At 71.2% G+C, this 13,964-nt stretch carries 20 protein-coding genes; 6 read left to right on the forward strand and 14 right to left on the reverse strand.

Annotated elements, in window-relative coordinates:
* Positions 1-200 precede the first annotated feature (200 nt).
* The 12 genes from ACFYMC_RS26065 to ACFYMC_RS26120 all read right to left on the reverse strand — a co-directional run bounded on the left by ACFYMC_RS26065 (position 201) and on the right by ACFYMC_RS26120 (position 8,648).
* Positions 201-767 (reverse strand): hypothetical protein, encoded by a 567-nt coding sequence (locus ACFYMC_RS26065; RefSeq protein ID WP_388529432.1) that lies wholly within the window; start codon positions 765-767, stop codon positions 201-203.
* Entirely contained in the window at positions 764-1,768 is a 1,005-nt protein-coding gene (locus ACFYMC_RS26070; protein ID WP_388529434.1) for a hypothetical protein, read from the reverse strand. Before ACFYMC_RS26070 ends, ACFYMC_RS26065 begins: the two co-directional genes overlap by 4 nt.
* Before the next feature lie 188 nt (positions 1,769-1,956).
* Positions 1,957-2,424, reverse strand: coding sequence for a hypothetical protein (locus tag ACFYMC_RS26075; RefSeq protein ID WP_388529435.1), 468 nt, complete (start codon positions 2,422-2,424; stop codon positions 1,957-1,959).
* A 60-nt stretch (positions 2,425-2,484) separates the two neighbouring features.
* Positions 2,485-4,191, reverse strand: a complete 1,707-nt coding sequence (locus ACFYMC_RS26080; protein ID WP_388529436.1) for a hypothetical protein — start codon at positions 4,189-4,191, stop codon at positions 2,485-2,487.
* A 168-nt stretch (positions 4,192-4,359) separates the two neighbouring features.
* Complete coding sequence (locus ACFYMC_RS26085; RefSeq protein WP_388529437.1) at positions 4,360-4,860, reverse strand: hypothetical protein; 501 nt, start codon at positions 4,858-4,860, stop codon at positions 4,360-4,362.
* Positions 4,861-4,862: 2 nt separating this feature from the next.
* Positions 4,863-5,552 carry a hypothetical protein gene (locus ACFYMC_RS26090; protein WP_388529439.1) on the reverse strand — a complete coding sequence of 230 codons (690 nt, stop codon included), beginning with the start codon at positions 5,550-5,552 and terminating at the stop codon, positions 4,863-4,865.
* Positions 5,540-5,755, reverse strand: coding sequence for a hypothetical protein (locus tag ACFYMC_RS26095; protein WP_388529440.1), 216 nt, complete (start codon positions 5,753-5,755; stop codon positions 5,540-5,542). Before ACFYMC_RS26095 ends, ACFYMC_RS26090 begins: the two co-directional genes overlap by 13 nt.
* Positions 5,755-7,314, reverse strand: a complete 1,560-nt coding sequence (locus tag ACFYMC_RS26100; RefSeq protein WP_388529442.1) for a hypothetical protein — start codon at positions 7,312-7,314, stop codon at positions 5,755-5,757. Before ACFYMC_RS26100 ends, ACFYMC_RS26095 begins: the two co-directional genes overlap by 1 nt.
* The gene (locus tag ACFYMC_RS26105) at positions 7,311-7,490 is read right to left on the reverse strand and encodes a hypothetical protein (RefSeq protein ID WP_388529444.1); all 180 of its coding nucleotides are present in this window, start codon (positions 7,488-7,490) and stop codon (positions 7,311-7,313) included. Before ACFYMC_RS26105 ends, ACFYMC_RS26100 begins: the two co-directional genes overlap by 4 nt.
* Positions 7,487-7,720 (reverse strand): hypothetical protein, encoded by a 234-nt coding sequence (locus ACFYMC_RS26110; protein ID WP_388529445.1) that lies wholly within the window; start codon positions 7,718-7,720, stop codon positions 7,487-7,489. Before ACFYMC_RS26110 ends, ACFYMC_RS26105 begins: the two co-directional genes overlap by 4 nt.
* Positions 7,720-8,262: a hypothetical protein gene (locus ACFYMC_RS26115; RefSeq protein WP_388529447.1), complete on the reverse strand. Its 543-nt coding sequence runs from the start codon at positions 8,260-8,262 to the stop codon at positions 7,720-7,722. Before ACFYMC_RS26115 ends, ACFYMC_RS26110 begins: the two co-directional genes overlap by 1 nt.
* Positions 8,259-8,648, reverse strand: coding sequence for a WhiB family transcriptional regulator (locus ACFYMC_RS26120; protein WP_388529448.1), 390 nt, complete (start codon positions 8,646-8,648; stop codon positions 8,259-8,261). The genes ACFYMC_RS26115 and ACFYMC_RS26120 overlap by 4 nt, the downstream gene beginning before the upstream one ends.
* A gap of 247 nt (positions 8,649-8,895) precedes the next feature.
* On the opposite strand from ACFYMC_RS26120, the gene ACFYMC_RS26125 reads away from it, so the two are divergent.
* Positions 8,896-9,723: a GntR family transcriptional regulator gene (locus tag ACFYMC_RS26125; RefSeq protein ID WP_388529450.1), complete on the forward strand. Its 828-nt coding sequence runs from the start codon at positions 8,896-8,898 to the stop codon at positions 9,721-9,723.
* Positions 9,720-10,112: a hypothetical protein gene (locus tag ACFYMC_RS26130; RefSeq protein WP_388529452.1), complete on the forward strand. Its 393-nt coding sequence runs from the start codon at positions 9,720-9,722 to the stop codon at positions 10,110-10,112. The genes ACFYMC_RS26125 and ACFYMC_RS26130 overlap by 4 nt, the downstream gene beginning before the upstream one ends.
* A 68-nt stretch (positions 10,113-10,180) precedes the next feature.
* Here the strand turns inward: ACFYMC_RS26130 and ACFYMC_RS26135 are convergent, their stop codons facing one another.
* On the reverse strand, positions 10,181-10,795 hold the full coding sequence (locus ACFYMC_RS26135) for a YdcF family protein (protein ID WP_388529498.1): 615 nt from the start codon (positions 10,793-10,795) through the stop codon (positions 10,181-10,183).
* A gap of 320 nt (positions 10,796-11,115) precedes the next feature.
* Between ACFYMC_RS26135 and ACFYMC_RS26140 the strand changes: the two genes are divergently transcribed.
* Entirely contained in the window at positions 11,116-11,433 is a 318-nt protein-coding gene (locus tag ACFYMC_RS26140) for a hypothetical protein (RefSeq protein ID WP_388529454.1), read from the forward strand.
* A gap of 32 nt (positions 11,434-11,465) precedes the next feature.
* On the opposite strand, the gene ACFYMC_RS26145 is transcribed toward ACFYMC_RS26140, so the two are convergent.
* On the reverse strand, positions 11,466-12,338 hold the full coding sequence (locus tag ACFYMC_RS26145) for a restriction endonuclease (RefSeq protein WP_388529456.1): 873 nt from the start codon (positions 12,336-12,338) through the stop codon (positions 11,466-11,468).
* 86 nt (positions 12,339-12,424) lie between these two features.
* Here ACFYMC_RS26145 and ACFYMC_RS26150 point away from each other — a divergent pair, with 86 nt between their 5' ends.
* From ACFYMC_RS26150 to ACFYMC_RS26160, 3 genes are read left to right on the forward strand one after another with little or no spacing between them, the layout of a single operon-like run.
* Complete coding sequence (locus ACFYMC_RS26150; RefSeq protein ID WP_388529458.1) at positions 12,425-12,916, forward strand: hypothetical protein; 492 nt, start codon at positions 12,425-12,427, stop codon at positions 12,914-12,916.
* A gap of 50 nt (positions 12,917-12,966) precedes the next feature.
* Positions 12,967-13,428 carry a hypothetical protein gene (locus tag ACFYMC_RS26155; protein WP_388529460.1) on the forward strand — a complete coding sequence of 154 codons (462 nt, stop codon included), beginning with the start codon at positions 12,967-12,969 and terminating at the stop codon, positions 13,426-13,428.
* Positions 13,415-13,900, forward strand: a complete 486-nt coding sequence (locus tag ACFYMC_RS26160) for a DUF6292 family protein (RefSeq protein WP_388529461.1) — start codon at positions 13,415-13,417, stop codon at positions 13,898-13,900. Before ACFYMC_RS26155 ends, ACFYMC_RS26160 begins: the two co-directional genes overlap by 14 nt.
* The last annotated feature ends 64 nt before the right edge of the window (positions 13,901-13,964 follow it).

Genomic DNA, 13,964 nt, shown 5'->3' on the forward strand with positions numbered 1-13,964 from the left:
CGGCTTCTTCTTCCCCATGCTCTCCATGATGGACATCATCCTTCCGGGGGCGAAGCCCCTGATCAGGAGTGTCCGTCAAAGCGGATCAAGCCCAGAGAGGGGCGATCCCAGTGCGTGACCACCGAGCCGGCCATCGTCCTTGCCGGGCTACACGAGAGGGCTCGCCGGAAGTTCCGGCGAGCCCCTTCGGTTCGTGCTGGTCAGCGTCGCGGGCGCCTGCGGCGTCCGGTCAGCTCGGTCACTCCCGTGTAGGCGACCAGATGTTCTTCCAGCGCCTCCTTGTCCTCGGCGAGCTGCTGCTTCTCTTCCTCCAAGACCTGGACGACGCGGGCTAGCTGCTGCGCGGTGGTCTTGTAGGTGTCGCGTTCGGCCCGCACGCGCTGGAGCGCCTTCGCGTCTTCCTTGGCCTTCTCGCGCTCCTTGTCGGAGACCGGCTTCGGCGGGCCCTCCTGTGCCTTGACGAGCGCATAGAAGAGGTCCTTGAGCCCGGTGTGTTTGTGGGTGAGCTTGTTGCGCCGAAGGTCGGCTTCCTCGGCGAGCGACTTGATGGTGAGCTGCCCGCCAGAGCGCAACGGAGCCCCGACGAACAGGCGGATCATTGCGTCCGTGATGGCCTGGATCTCCACCGCGTCCTCTGTGTCTGCGGCCCCGGTGGTCTGAGTGACGTGGGCGAAGACCGTGCCGACGGTCTCGGCGAGGGTGGCCGCGCGCTGCCGGTCGTCGTCGGCGTCGCTGGGGTTCGGACCAGTGGGCTCGGTGGTGGTCACTGCGGGTCCTCGCTGTGGCCGGGCACGATGCGCTCGGCGTCGTGGCGCTCGATGACCTCTTCCAGCTTGGTCTTGCGCTGCTGGAGGCGGGCGTCGATCGGTGCGGGGTTGAGCCCGGAGGCGATTTCGATGTCGATGGAGGTGACCTCGCGCCGGGCTGCGTCGATCTGGCCGTCGGTGCGGGAGATGTTGGCGCAGGCCGGGTTGCAGCGGCTGCGGTCGGGGGTGCGCTGCGGATCAGCGCCGGTGCCGCGTGCCGGGTCGCACAGTGCCTTGAAGGCGTCGTAGTTGCAGGTCATGAACGCTCCCGGGCTGTCGAAGACCTGCAGCTTGGGGTTGTCACGCAGCGCCGCGACGGTCTTCTTGCTCATGTAAGTGCCTCCGAACTTGTTCTGGAATTCGCTCGCGGCGGCGACGTAGCGGCTGGCGGCCGGGCCGCTGATGCCCTCCCTGTCCTCGATCCGCTCTGCAGCGGTGGCCAGGGTATCGGCCATGGCCAGGCCGCGTTCGAAGTCGAGAACCTCCAGCATGTCGACGCGCGAGCGGCCCGCGTAGGACTCCCCCATGGCCGTGGCCACGTGCCCGTACTGGACACCTAGGGCGATGCGTCCGCCGGGCTGCCGGTAGATGTACCAGGCGATGGTGCGGCGGAAGCGCTGTACCGTGACGGCGCCCTCGGGGTCTTCGGGGATCATCTCGTGGGGCCGGTTGTGGGCCTGGGCCAGCTGGTTCGCCCACTCGATGAACTTGGCGATGTGGCTCTTGGCAGTCTGGGGAATGAACACTGAGCCGCGCGGGCCGAGTTCGCGCTTGTCGACGGTCAGACTCCGTGTGAAGAGCACGTTTTCGTCGTGGGTCTGTTCCAGCACCTCGATGGCCCGGTGGACGATTTCGATGACGATCCAGGGGTCGGGGCGGATTGCCCGGGTGATCGGCTGCAGGCGCGTCCACTGCGCGTACGGCGAGTCGGCCTCGGGCTCGGTGTTGGTGCGCTGGTTCACGGGTCCTCGTTTTCCAGTTCCAGGGGGTGGGCCGGGCGGTCACGGCAGTCCCGAAAGAGCGGTCCGGGACTGCCGAAAGCGGCCGGAGACGGGGGTGGGCAGGATCGGCCTGCGTGACCTGTCCTTGCAGGTCATGGCCTGTACGGTGGCCTGCCGTCCTGGGGTGCGGGCGGCAGGCCGCAGGCAGGTCACGCGAACGCGGCGAGGGCGGCATTGAGATCGGCCAGGAGGTAGCCGGTGGGCTCCTTGGGCAGGTGCCGCAGCCGGGTGGAGGACAGGTCCGCCCCAGCGTCGGTGAGGGCCTTGCGGAGGTGGCGGCCGATCATGGCGAGCCGGTCGTCGCGGTCGTCCCACCGGCCCCACCGCTCCTTGTCGTCCGCGCGCAGGTGGTCGGCGAGCTGGGCGACGGTCAGGGCGTCGGGGTCCATCTCGGCACGGAAGGCGTCGCGCAGGACGAGCAGGATGGCGGGGGCGGGCGGCGGCGCGGTGTCGGTGCGGCAGCGGGTGAGCAGGTCCTGGTAGCGCGGGAGGAGTTCGGCGTCGGTGAGGGTGTGGGTCAGGTCGGGAAGCCCGGCGGCGGCGCGTTCGGCGCCGAGCTGAGCGGCGAGGGCGTCGGAGACCTCGCGGACCTGGTAGCGCAGGGGGCGGTTGGGCATGCCGGGCAGGCCCTGGGCGTAGATCTGGCCGGCGTCGTTGACCTGGGTGTGGGTGGCGGCCTAGAGGAGGTCGGCGCGGTAGCCCTCGGCGATGGCGCCGCCACCGAGGAGTTCGGTGACGTCCACGCGGCGGCAGGCACCGAGCAGGCGGGCGGACAGCTTGGGGCCGATGGCCTGCCCGAGGTAGTCGCGGGTGCCGAACTGGCTGCCGCCTTCGAACCAGACAGCCTCCTTGCGGCCGAGCAGCAGAGCGCGGATCAGCTTCGCCTTGGCCTCGTCGCTCAGCTGCGGCCACTCGTCGACGAAGACCACGATGGCCGGGTGCTGTTCGCTGACGCGCCACTTGTTGCCCCAGCCGTGGCGGGCACGCTGGCGGGCGCGGGCCGTGCACAGGTCGAGCAGGAAGTCCAGGACGTCCTGGATCAGTTCGTCGTCCATGCACGCCGAGAGCGTGAGCGCTTCTCCCAGGGCGCCGACGCCGGTGCCGACCGGGTCGAGGTTGAAGGCGACGGCGTCGCGGCAGGCGGTGACGACTTCGGCGAGCGCGAGCATGACGCCGGACTTGCCGCCGCCGGAGTCGGCGACCATCAGCAGCATCAGCCCGGCCGGGGAGAACAGCAGCGGGGTGCCGTCCATGGCCACGCCGAGGTCGGCCTCGTCCAGGATCGACTTCGACAGCGGCCGCCGGTACGGCAGCGGGCCGACCACCTCCGGGGAGAACGGGTTGCGCAGCAGGGCGCGGACGAACGCGCTGTCGCCGGCGTCGGGGTCGCCCTCGATCAGCAGACCGTTGCGGCGCAGCCGCAGCCGGGTGATCAGAGCCTTGTAGACGTCGTCCTTGTTCAGCTCGTCCGGGCTGCCGGTGGCGAACCGGGCGTAGAACGACCAGCCCCACCGTTCGGGGACCGCTGTGGTGATCTCGGCGAGGTCCCGTCCTTCGGCCCGGATCGCGGTGGCGAGCACGTCGGCGGCCTGCTCAGGGGTGAGGGCATCGGCAAGTGCGGCCGGGGCCTGCTCGGGCTGCGCGGCGTCTGGGGTGTCGGCGGCGGGCTGGTCGGCGGGCGTGGCCTGGTCGTTGGCGTCTTCGGGCGCGGTGGGGGCGGGCTGCGGCTCGTCCAGGCGGTAGTCGGCGGGCGCGTCCAGTTCGGGGATGAGCAGGTCGGCGGGGACGGCCCGAGGAGTGAGCGGGATCGGGTGCCGGGTGAGCCACCAGCCGCCGCCGAGCAGGGCCGGGCCGGTGATCAGCGCGGATACGGGGGCCGTGGCGGTGACGGTGGCCAGGGCGCCGAGCGCGGGCACGACGACGAGAATGAAGCGGACGGTCCCGCGCATCGCGCGCCACCGGATGATCTGCGCGGCGGTGGGCTGAGCCGGGGCGAACGGCAGCGCGTTGAGGACGGCCAGGCCGTTGCGGCGGCGGTCGGCTTCCGCGCCGAGGTCGCGCAGCCGCCGCTTCTCCGGGGTGTTCAGGCCGTCGTCGGCGGCCTTGTCCACCAGCTTGGTCATCTGCTTGAGCGTGGTGTCGCGGGCACTGACGGCGTCGTCGCGGCGCTCGGTGTGGTGGTCGAGCTGCTTCTTGACGATGCGGCGGCGGATCTCGTCGCCGGTCATGTACCGCAGGGCGGACCAGTGCAGGGTCAGGCGCCAGGCGTGGCGCAGGCCGGGCAGGGTGTGGCCCGCGACGAAGCGGGCGGCGGTGGGCGACGCGCCGGGCAGCCCGGCCTCCGGACGAGCGTGGGGCCGCCCCGGCCTCGGGGGTGGGCTCATCGCCGACGAACTCGGCGTCGTACACGATGACTTCGGGCAGCAGGTCACCGTCGTCGCGACTGGTCATGACAGGGGTACTCCAGGCAGAGAGAAAGAAGGGGAAGAAGAGGGGATGGGGGGGGCCCGGGCGGCGGGGCCCCCGCCCGGGGCCGTGGGCGCCGCGTGGGGTCAGCCGCCGAAGACGTACAGGCCGAGGTTGTTGCCGGTCAGCGTGGTGGCGCCGACGATCCAGCCCATGAAGCCGAGGCTGGTGCCGTAGCAGACGGCCACGAGGGTCCCGCCAGCCATTTCCTTCCAGTCCTTGGGCTTGCCGCGGGCGGCGATGAGCTTGATGACGTACCAGGTGATGCCGGTCAGACCGAGGGCCGCGCCGCCAGCGGAGACAGGAGTGACCGTCGCGCGGGGCGGGTTGGCGGCCATGTCCGCACCGGCGGCGCCTTCGACGGCCTTCTGCCCGGCGACGTTCATGCCGTGCCGCAGGGCCCCGGCGATTTCCCCGAGGAATCCGCCGGAGTTGATCGTGATCAGCAGCATGAAGAAGCCGACGAGGATCACGGTCTTCTTGTTGCGCAGCAGCTTGTACTTGAATCCGGCGATGATCGCGACGGTGGCGATGGCGCCGAAGACCAGTGCCCCGAATCCGGCGTTGGCCGGGGAATTGTCGAACATGGTCAGGCTCCAGTCAGGAAACGCAGGACGGCGCGCCAGGAGACGATCAGGACGCCGATTCCGGCGGCCCACAGCGCAGGGCGGGTGATGATCCAGCCGAGGGGTGAGCGCACGAGGCGCCACAGGCGGCGGGCAGTGCCGGTCAGCGTCTTGAAGGCCAGGGCGCACAGCACGCCGAACGGGCCCGGGGCGAGCTGGCCGAGGAAGGCGGAGCCGGTGACGGCGACGACGGCGCCGAGCGGGGCGAAGACGGGGGCGATGATGCCGCCGCTGGCGATGGTCTCGGCGACCCAGCGGGCGGCGGTGGTGCCGTCGGCGAAGGGCACGAAGCTGACGGCCACGATGCTCAGCAGGTTGCGCGCGGGCTGCAGGCGTGACCAGTCCACCGGGGTGCCTTCCGCGTCGCTGCTGGGGGCACGGTCGGCGACGTCCGCGGCGAACTGCGTCCAACTCGCGGAGGCGGTGACCGCCACCGCCTCGTCCCAGGCAGCGGACTCCCCCGCGTCCGGGGCCGATGCGGGCGGACGAGGCGGCTGGTCACCGGTCACCGCGCACCGCACCGCGCTCTGCGAGCGCAGCGGGCAGCCGCCGGCCACCGGGCAGGCGGCGCAGCAGCCTGCCGGGCTCGCCTCGGCCGTCGCTACGGCCCACCACGGGACATCGCCGTGGGGGCCCTGGTTCAGCGCGCCCATCGCGCAACCTCCCCCAGCGCGGCCAGCAGCCGTTCGCGCAGCTTGATCTCCTCCGCGTCGGGCTCAGTGCCTGCGGCCGAGGCCGCGGAGGGCTGCCAGCCCTCGGGCAGCGGTGGCACCACCGGGAGTGAGCGGCGGGTACGGGGGCGGCGGCCGGGCAGCACCAGCCGGACGGCGGGGCGGTGGGAGCGTCGGAAGAACATCAGGCGTCCCCTCCCGTGGCGGGGCGGGCGGGGACGGTGATCGGCTGCTTGGGGAGGTTCTTGCGCACCGCCCGGATCTGGTTGCGGACCCACTCCGCGTCCGCGCCGAACTCGCGGCCGAGCTCGGCGGGCGAGGGCGTCTTCCCGTCCTGGTACAGCTCGGTGATCCGCTCGCGTACCGCCTCGCGCAGTTCCTGCTGCCCGGTGCCGCCGGTGGCGGGGCCGGCCTGCCGGGAGGTGCGGCGTGCGGTGCGGCGCTTGCGGGCGCGGTCCGCCGTGCCACCGGTGGCACCGGCCTCTGGGGTGCTGCGGTGTCCGGTAGAAGTGCCGGTAGCCGCAGCGGAGTTACCGCTACCGGTAGCGGGGGTTTCACCGGTGCCGTCACCGGTCGCGGTAGTCGCGGTTTCACCGGTCGCGCTACCGGTGCCGGTAGCCGGGGGTGGTGCGGTGCGGTTACCGGTTCCGGCACCGGGCGGGAGGGCGGGCTGCCCGGGCACCGGTTCCTCTGCTTCGGCGGCCGGTGCGGTGGGCTGGTCGCGCAGGGAGTGAACGCGCCACAGCACGAAGGGGCCGATGGAGACGACGAGGGCGACCAGCCACCAGGTGGGCCGCAGGTTCTCACCGGTACCGGTGACGCCGAACAGTCCGGCCTCGGCGAGGTGAACCAGGACGTTGGCGACGACCATCAGGCTGATGGCGGTGAAGGTGTCGCGGTGGCGCCGGAAGGCGGCGACGACGTACACGTCGATCGCGATGGGCAGCAGCGGGGCCACCCACAGCGGGAAGCCGACCAGCATGGCCAGGGACCACTCGCCCGATGCGGTCAGTCCGATCGCGGCGAACAGCGCGAACGTCGGCAGCTTCTTGGTGATCTTCTCGCCGCGCTCGCGCCGCTGCTCGACATCGAGGCGGGCCTGTTCCAGCAGGCCGTCTGAGCCGGCCTTGGTCCGGCGAGCCTCGGCGAGGGCCGCGTTGGCCGCCGTGTCGAGGGCTGCGGCCTGCTTGTGGGCGTCGTCGATCAGGGTCTCGGCCCGGCGCTGGGCCTCCTGCAGCAGCCGGGTGGCCTCTGCCTCGGTGGCCTGGCGGAAGGATTCGGCGTCCTGCTCGCGGCGGCGGGTGCGGACATCGGCGTGCTCGCGCGCCGCCTGGGCCTGCTGCTCGATGCTGCGGGCCTCCTCCTGGCCTGCTTCGAGCAGCCGCGCGGCCGTGGCCCGGGCGTCGGACAGGATCTCCTCGGCCGCGTCGCGGGCCTGGGCCACGGCGGTGCGGGCGGCGGCGAGTTGCTGTTCAGCCGCCTGGTGGGACTGCTCGGCATGCAGGTCGGCGACGAGTTTGCGCTGCTGGGCGCCCTCGGCGTCGGCCTCGGACTGGGCGGCGGCGGTGGCCGCCTCCCGCCGCAGGGTCTGGGCCTCGCGGCGGGAGGAGGACAGCAGATCGGCCGCCTCGGTGTGGGCCGCCTCAAGGATGTCGGCGGCGCTCGGCTCCGGGGTGAGGTCGGTGCCGATGATGTGGGCGCGGTGGGCGCCGGGGATGTTCGGTACGGGGTGGTGCTGGTTCACTGCGGGACTTCTTCCTGCCGTGTCCAGGTCGCGGCGATCCGGTCGGCGGCGCGGGCCGCGTCGTCCTGGTTCAGGGCCTGCTTCATGCGGTCGGCGGTCAGGCGGGCGCTATCGGCGGCCTGGCCTGCGGTTTCGGCGCGCTCGATGGCGGTCTGCCAGGGGCGGGGGCGGCTCATCCGAACCACCCCCGGCGGCGGGGACGGCCTTCCTGCCGCTCGCGCTCGGCGTCGGCCCAGCGCTGTCCGGCGCGGTCGGCCTTGGTGGCGCCGGTGCGGTGGTGGTTGTTGCGCCGCTTGGCCGAGCGGTCGGCCTCCTTGCGGGCGGCCTTGTCGGAGGCCGACTCCTTAGCGGAGTAGGTGGTGGTGGCCATCTGGCGGTCGTTGCCGAAGAGTCCGAACAGGGCCATCACGCACCTCCCGAGGTCAGGGCGGTGATGTGGATGGTGGAGGTGCCGCAGATGCCGCGGGCCTCCAGGTAGTCGCCGGTGGGGCGGAGGCCGGGGGCGTGGATCGCCTGGGCGAGGGTGTTGATGAGTCCGGCGGGCAGCGGGCGGCCGACGTGGACGGCGACGTCGGCGTCCAGCGGGGCGGCGTCGCTGATCAGGTCGAGCAGGTGGGCAATCAGGTCGTTGTCGTCCAGCGACGGGCCGCCGGTCGCGGGGGCGGGCGGCACTGCGGCGGGGATCGTGGCGGCCAGCAGCCGGGCCAGTCCCGCCCTCAGTTGCAGGATCGCCATGACCAGCGCGTCGGTGTCCATGTCCTTCAGGGGCAGGACGATGGCGTCTTCCAGCAGGTCACGGGCATGGTCGGCGGCTTCCACCCGGCGGGCGGCCGGGGTCGCGGCCGACAGCCCGTTCCAGGCCAGGTGCATGTACTCGGCCAGGTCCGGGAAGACCGGCGCGGGCAACTGGCGGGCTCCTGCGGGGAGTTCACGTGCGGAGTCGTTCATGCCGACGCCTCCGCTCCGGCGGCGCGCTGTCGGCGGTGGAGCTGGCGGCGGGCCTCCTCGCGCAGGCCGCCGAAGATGCCGTTGATGGAGGTGACGTCGTCCTGGGCCAGGTCCATGCGCAGGCAGGCGGACCGGATCCGGGCGGGGCAGGCCGCGCACACCGCGAGGGCGGAACGCTCGGGCGCGCTGGGGGCGCTGGTCAGCCGGGTGGGCTTGGGGAAGAACAGCTCACGGTCTAAGCCCGCGCAGGCCGGCTGCGGCTGCCCCTCGCTGTCCTGCGGGGCGGGAACGTACTGGCCCTGGGCCCGCGAGAACCGGCGGCGCATCGACGCCGCGGACAGCACGGCGGTGGCGCCCTGCGTCCTGCTCTCCGTAGATTTGGACATGCGGAGTCACTCCCTGAAGGTGGTTGATTCCGTGGCGGGCCCCCGCGATCTGTGAGAGGTGATCGGGGGCCCGCACCCATTTCGGGCATGGCGAATTTGCTGGTCACGGAGATAGAGCTGTCCCGCAACCGCCGACTTCACTAGTGAAGCTGGCGAGATTGACGTTACTCAGAGCCTGGCCCGCGCGTCAAGAGTTCACTAGTGAAGTGATTGCGACTTGGCTAGTGAACTGCTCTACTCTGAGCCCATGACGGCCAAGGACAAGAAGCCGCCGGGAGCCCAGAGGATCGCCGATGATCTGCGGGCGGAGATCGAATCCGGTGAGATCGAACCGGGCGGGAAACTCCCCACCACCCGGCAGCTCGTGGAGAAATACGGGGTGACTCCCGAGACCGTGCGCCAGGCGATCCTGCGACTGAAGAACGCCGGTGCGGTCACCAGCCGTCAGGGCGGCGGGGTCTACGCCCGCAACCGGCCGCCGCTCAAGCGCCTGGGCATGCAGCGCTACGACAAGGCGAAGTGGCGTGACAGCGACGAGGTCGCGTTCATCGCCGACCGCGTCGCCTCGGGGCGCGAGTACAACCGGACCGACCAGACCCAGACCGTGAAGCTGGTGCCGGCCAGCCGTGAGGCCGCCGCCGCCCTCGGCGTCCCCGAGGGCTCCGACGTGTACGCCCGCGCCCGGCTAGTCAGGGAGAAGGGCGAACCCACTCACACCCTGACCAGCTACTACCGGCCCAGCCACGTGGAGGGGACCCGACTGGTCGATCCCACGCCGGGGCCGGCCGGGGCGGGTGGCGGCTTCCGCGTGTTCTACGAGCTCAGCCTGGAGCCGGACCACATGAACGAAGAACTGTGCGCCCGCATGCCCACCCCCACCGAGGTCGAGACGCTCCAGCTGCCGCAAGGAGAGCCGGTCGTCGTCCTCAAGCGCACCACCTACACCGCCGACGACACAGTCATCGAGTACGCCGTCGGCATCCACTGCGCCAGCCGCTTCAGCTGGAACTACAGCTTCAAACTCCCCGACTCCGCCCGCGACAATGCCGAACGGGCCGAAAGGCAGGAATCATGACCAGCGAGGGCAAGCCCAGCGCGCTCGACACCGCCGTCCTCACCGCGCCCGGCGACGTGCCCGCCGCCGACGTGGTCTCCCTGGCCCACCGCCGTGCCCTCCACCAGCGCCGTCTGGCCGGCGACGTGCGTGGCCTGGCTCCCGAGGACACCGTCGCGGCCGACGGCTCCGACGCCATCGCCGCCCTGGTCCTCGGCTGCGCCCTCACCCTGCAGCTCGCCGACGAACAGCCGCCCCTGTTCCACCAGGCCCGGCGGCACGGCGGCACCTGGCAAGAGATCGCTATCGCCGCCGGACTCACCGTCGACCAGGCCCGAGCCGCCTACACCGCCTGGGCCGACGCGCTCGACGAGCCCGACCGTACGCAGGCTCTGCAGCTGGCCGACTGACGCCCCTGTACGTGCCGGTGCCCCGCGAAGCAGCACGCTTCGCGGGGCACCGGCACGTACAGGGCAGGTCAGCGGGGCAGGAGTCGGCTGTCGAAGCCGGCGTCCGCCAGCCGCTTGAAGGCCGCGGTCACCTCCTCGGGGACCTCCTGGGGGATCGTGAAGCCCTGCTCGGGGTACACCATCACCCGCTGCAACGCGCCCACCAGCATGTCGATGACCAGCTTGGCGTCGCCGATCCCCTCGGCGTACGCGGCCAGACCCACCGGCTCCGAGGCACAGACCACTTCCACCTCGGGCCACATCTTCTTGAACGTCGCGTATGAGCGGCGCTCCTCGTACGGCTTGCACACCACCAGCACCGACTCGGGCACGATCCCGGCTTCGGCCAGCACGCGGCGGGAGAAGGCGGCGTTCTGTCCGGTGTTCGCGGCCTGCGGCTCCACCAGCACGGCGTTCTGCGGCACGCCGAGCTCGAGCGCGTGCTCGCGGTAGTGCACCGCCTCACCGCGCGGGAAGCGGGCCCTGGTCGTCGGGCTGTTGCCGCCGGTGAACACCATCACCGGGAACAGGCCCTGCCGGTACAGGTCCACCGTGTGCGAAGCGACCCCCAGGTCATGGCTGCCTAGGCCGATGCCCGCCGAACACGGCCGCGGCTCGTGGTGCATCTGGTGGTAGTCCCACATCAATTCCGCGTCCTGCCACTGCTCGGCGCTGATCACGCGCTGCTGTCCGTCGGCGTCTGCCACGCTCGCCACTCCCTGATCGCTGTTGTCCCTCGGTACACCGCGAGCCCGGCCACCCGCCATGCTCAGCTCCGGGCACCGAACCTTCTTTTCGATGAACCCGGCCACCCTCTGCGGGTAAAGTAGTGAACGCGCCAGCCAGGGAGCACACCGGGCACCGCATCCGCCTCCGGGCGGCGATCCCGCCGATCCGGCTCCGGCCGCAGGCCAGGAACGGCAGACTGAGAGATCCGCCCACCGTGATCGGGAGGAACCAGCCGGTGCCGTACGACCCCGTCCCCTTGTCACGGGACGCCGTGAAGACGCTGCGCCAGATCTCGGAGGACCTGGAGAGCGGCAAGGCCGAGTACGACAGCCCGCGCAGTGCCGCCCGTGTCCTGCGTGACCTGCACGAGCTCGCCGAGCACCTGCCGCAGATCCTGCTGCGGACCTCTGCCGCGGTGGACCAGATGGCCCGCAACCGGGACGACGCCACGGCGGTGGCCCGCGTGGTCGGGGAAGCGGCCACCATGGCTACCGCCCTCACCGACCAGCTGCGCAGAGCGCATGAGGCGGCCCTGGACGTCCGCGGGCGCTGAGCCGCGGACGTCCAGGCGCGTGCTGTCGGCAGCTACGCGGCCATCTGGTCCTCCAGCAGGTCCAGGACCCGCATGCCGCCGAGCGCCCATTGCAGGACGTCGCTGCCGTTGACCAGCAGAACGTTCAGCTTCTTGGCGACGGTGGCGGCCGGCTTGGTGAAGGCGCCCATGGTCACGACGATCGGCAGCTCCGCTTCGTGCGCCTGCCGTGCGCCGCTGACCTGCTGGATGACCCCCGATCCGATGTTCGTCCAGGGGTCGCTGGTGTGCTTGCACTGCACGATCGCACGACGGTCGTCCCCGTCGGGCAGGCGGCAGACGATGTCGGCCGCCAGGTCCCCGGCTCCGCCGTTCCACCGTTCGATGGTGAAGCCGTCGAAGTTCAGGAGCTGGGCTATGCGGTGCTCGAATTCCCGGTGGTGGAGCTGGTACATCTCGCGGAACCGTTGGCCCACGGCTGCCCGGTGCGGGGCTTCAGCGGCCTCTCTGATCTCCTCGATCCGCTGCACCCAGGCGTTGGCGTCCTCGATGACCGGCCCCAGGTCCGCACCCTGCTCCTTCTCTAGGAGCTCCTCCAGCCGGCCGATGAGGCGGCGGATGCCGGGCGCCATGCCCGCGAGTTCCTCGAAGAACGTGACCGCCGTTTCGTGCCGGTCGGTGAGGAAGAGGCGCCGCGAGGCGATGTCGAGCAGTTCGTCCAGCTGTTGCGCGTTGCGTCGGACCGTCGCCAGGTTCGATTTAATGGCTTCCCGGTTACGCCGAGTGTCCGTCTCGTCGAACCAGTTCCCCAGGAGATCGCCGAGACTGGGCGGGGTGCTCGGGTCGAAGTTGTTGCCAGAGAAGAATGAGGCCACGAGGTCTCCGAAGTCGGGCGACGAAGTGGCAGGAGTGGTGCTGTTGATCATGGTCGCAGGCTACTGACCAGCACTGACATCGCTTCGCGGCGAACGACGGGACGGCGTTGTCAGTGGGGTGCGGCACGCTGGGCGACATGAGTGAGCAGGTGACCGGCGACGCCGGACGCGGCGACCAGATCCCGGGTCGGCTGACCGAGGTGGGCAGCGGCTGGCATCCCTTGCTGATGCGACTGCACAGCCAGCTCCTCGGCTTGGCCGTGGACTACCGCGTGGAGGAGTTCGCGTCGAGACTCGGCGGCCTGCGCCTCTACCTGCAGGACCGCTTCGACAGCCATGGGGAGTTCGACGGCGACTGGGCCGATACGGCGGGCGCTCTCGTCGAGGTGGCCGAGCGGGAGGCCGAGCGAACATGCGAAGAGTGCGCCGCCCCAGGTCGTCCGCGCTTCCACGGTGACCGGCACCGGACCTGGATCCGTACGGTGTGCGATCGCTGCCATGCGCGCCCGTGGCCTGGCGGCTCCGGAGCGCCCACGTGCGTCCGCACCAGCGACCGGCAGGTCCCCGAGCGTAGGCCTCGGCCGGGAGGGCCGAGGCCCCGTTCCGTCCGGCGCCGCCCTGCTGAATGATCACGATGGACGGGCCGCACCACGGTGGGCGGCCGGGAGGGAGATCACCTGTGTTCGTGGACGCAGCCGTCACCAGCAAGCTGGTCGAGCAGGCGCTGCCCTTCATGCCGTTCCTCGACGTCGGCGACGAGTTCCTCACCTACGACGGGGGCGTTGCCTGGCGGGAGCGGCACAAGAAGACCGGAAAGGGCTCCGAGCCGCCCAGCCTGGAGGAGTGGCGTGTGCCCATCAGCGCGCCCCTGCTGGCCCACATCGCCGAAATCTCCCACGCGCAGGTGTTCGCGGCCCTGAGCACAGTCGCCATCCACGACCGCGACACCAGTCCGTGGGGCCGCGCCACCCAGGATGTACAGGAGTGGGTCTTCGCGCCTGACAGCGTCGAGGGCCTGGAACACCCGCCGAGCAACCTGGCAGCCGCGGCAGTGCTGCTGGCGGCCCTGTACGGCGACAAGGGACACCTGTTCCTGGGCGAGGCACAGCGATACCTGGAGCGGACCGATGGACCAGAGTGAGATAGCCCTCAGCGAGGTCATGGCGGCTGCGGCCGAACCTTATCTGGCCGCTGTCGTCGACCAGTTGGTCCGTGACGGAGTCCCGGCCACGGGGTACAGCATGCCTGCGGACGCTTCCCCTGACGACTTCGACGGTGAAGCGGACGGCTGGATCAATCTCCCGTTCGAGTTCACCACTCGCCACTACCCGGAGATGACGGAGCTCGGTCTGTGGTGGAACTCGGTCTCGGGCTGGCGCATCCACACGCAGTACGAGCGTGATAATCGGCCGGGCGACCGCCGGCAGTGGATGGGGGCGGGGCTACTGCCTCCGCCGTCCAGGGTCTCGGCGTTCCTCGCCTCCATGATGGTCGACTACACCATGAGCGGGTCGCCTGAGCGGCCGTTCTATCGCCGGCAGGGCGAGAACGTGCCCGCGCTGCTGGAGCGTCTTCAGGTGTACGGGCAGCCAGCCCCGCGCGGGCGGTCCTGACCGGCGGCGGTATCGGTGCAAGCAAGCGGGGCGGGCGGGGAGTCGGGGGTGCTCCTCCGCCCGC

Origin of the sequence: Streptomyces sp. NPDC006879 (assembly GCF_042869595.1) — a bacterium.
Taxonomy (GTDB): Bacteria; Actinomycetota; Actinomycetes; order Streptomycetales; family Streptomycetaceae; genus Streptomyces.

Bases quoted from the DNA above. Each gene is read 5' to 3' on its own strand.
- ACFYMC_RS26075 (WP_388529435.1), bottom strand. From the start codon at position 2,424: ATGCCCAACCGCCCCCTGCGCTACCAGGTCCGCGAGGTCTCCGACGCC.
- ACFYMC_RS26080 (WP_388529436.1), bottom strand. From the start codon at position 4,191: ATGAGCCCACCCCCGAGGCCGGGGCGGCCCCACGCTCGTCCGGAGGCC.
- ACFYMC_RS26085 (WP_388529437.1), bottom strand. From the start codon at position 4,860: ATGTTCGACAATTCCCCGGCCAACGCCGGATTCGGGGCACTGGTCTTC.
- ACFYMC_RS26090 (WP_388529439.1), bottom strand. From the start codon at position 5,552: ATGGGCGCGCTGAACCAGGGCCCCCACGGCGATGTCCCGTGGTGGGCC.
- ACFYMC_RS26095 (WP_388529440.1), bottom strand. From the start codon at position 5,755: ATGTTCTTCCGACGCTCCCACCGCCCCGCCGTCCGGCTGGTGCTGCCC.
- ACFYMC_RS26105 (WP_388529444.1), bottom strand. From the start codon at position 7,490: ATGAGCCGCCCCCGCCCCTGGCAGACCGCCATCGAGCGCGCCGAAACC.
- ACFYMC_RS26110 (WP_388529445.1), bottom strand. From the start codon at position 7,720: ATGGCCCTGTTCGGACTCTTCGGCAACGACCGCCAGATGGCCACCACC.
- ACFYMC_RS26115 (WP_388529447.1), bottom strand. From the start codon at position 8,262: ATGAACGACTCCGCACGTGAACTCCCCGCAGGAGCCCGCCAGTTGCCC.
- ACFYMC_RS26120 (WP_388529448.1), bottom strand. From the start codon at position 8,648: ATGTCCAAATCTACGGAGAGCAGGACGCAGGGCGCCACCGCCGTGCTG.
- ACFYMC_RS26125 (WP_388529450.1), top strand. From the start codon at position 8,896: ATGACGGCCAAGGACAAGAAGCCGCCGGGAGCCCAGAGGATCGCCGAT.
- ACFYMC_RS26130 (WP_388529452.1), top strand. From the start codon at position 9,720: ATGACCAGCGAGGGCAAGCCCAGCGCGCTCGACACCGCCGTCCTCACC.
- ACFYMC_RS26135 (WP_388529498.1), bottom strand. From the start codon at position 10,795: ATGTGGGACTACCACCAGATGCACCACGAGCCGCGGCCGTGTTCGGCG.
- ACFYMC_RS26145 (WP_388529456.1), bottom strand. From the start codon at position 12,338: ATGATCAACAGCACCACTCCTGCCACTTCGTCGCCCGACTTCGGAGAC.
- ACFYMC_RS26150 (WP_388529458.1), top strand. From the start codon at position 12,425: ATGAGTGAGCAGGTGACCGGCGACGCCGGACGCGGCGACCAGATCCCG.
- ACFYMC_RS26160 (WP_388529461.1), top strand. From the start codon at position 13,415: ATGGACCAGAGTGAGATAGCCCTCAGCGAGGTCATGGCGGCTGCGGCC.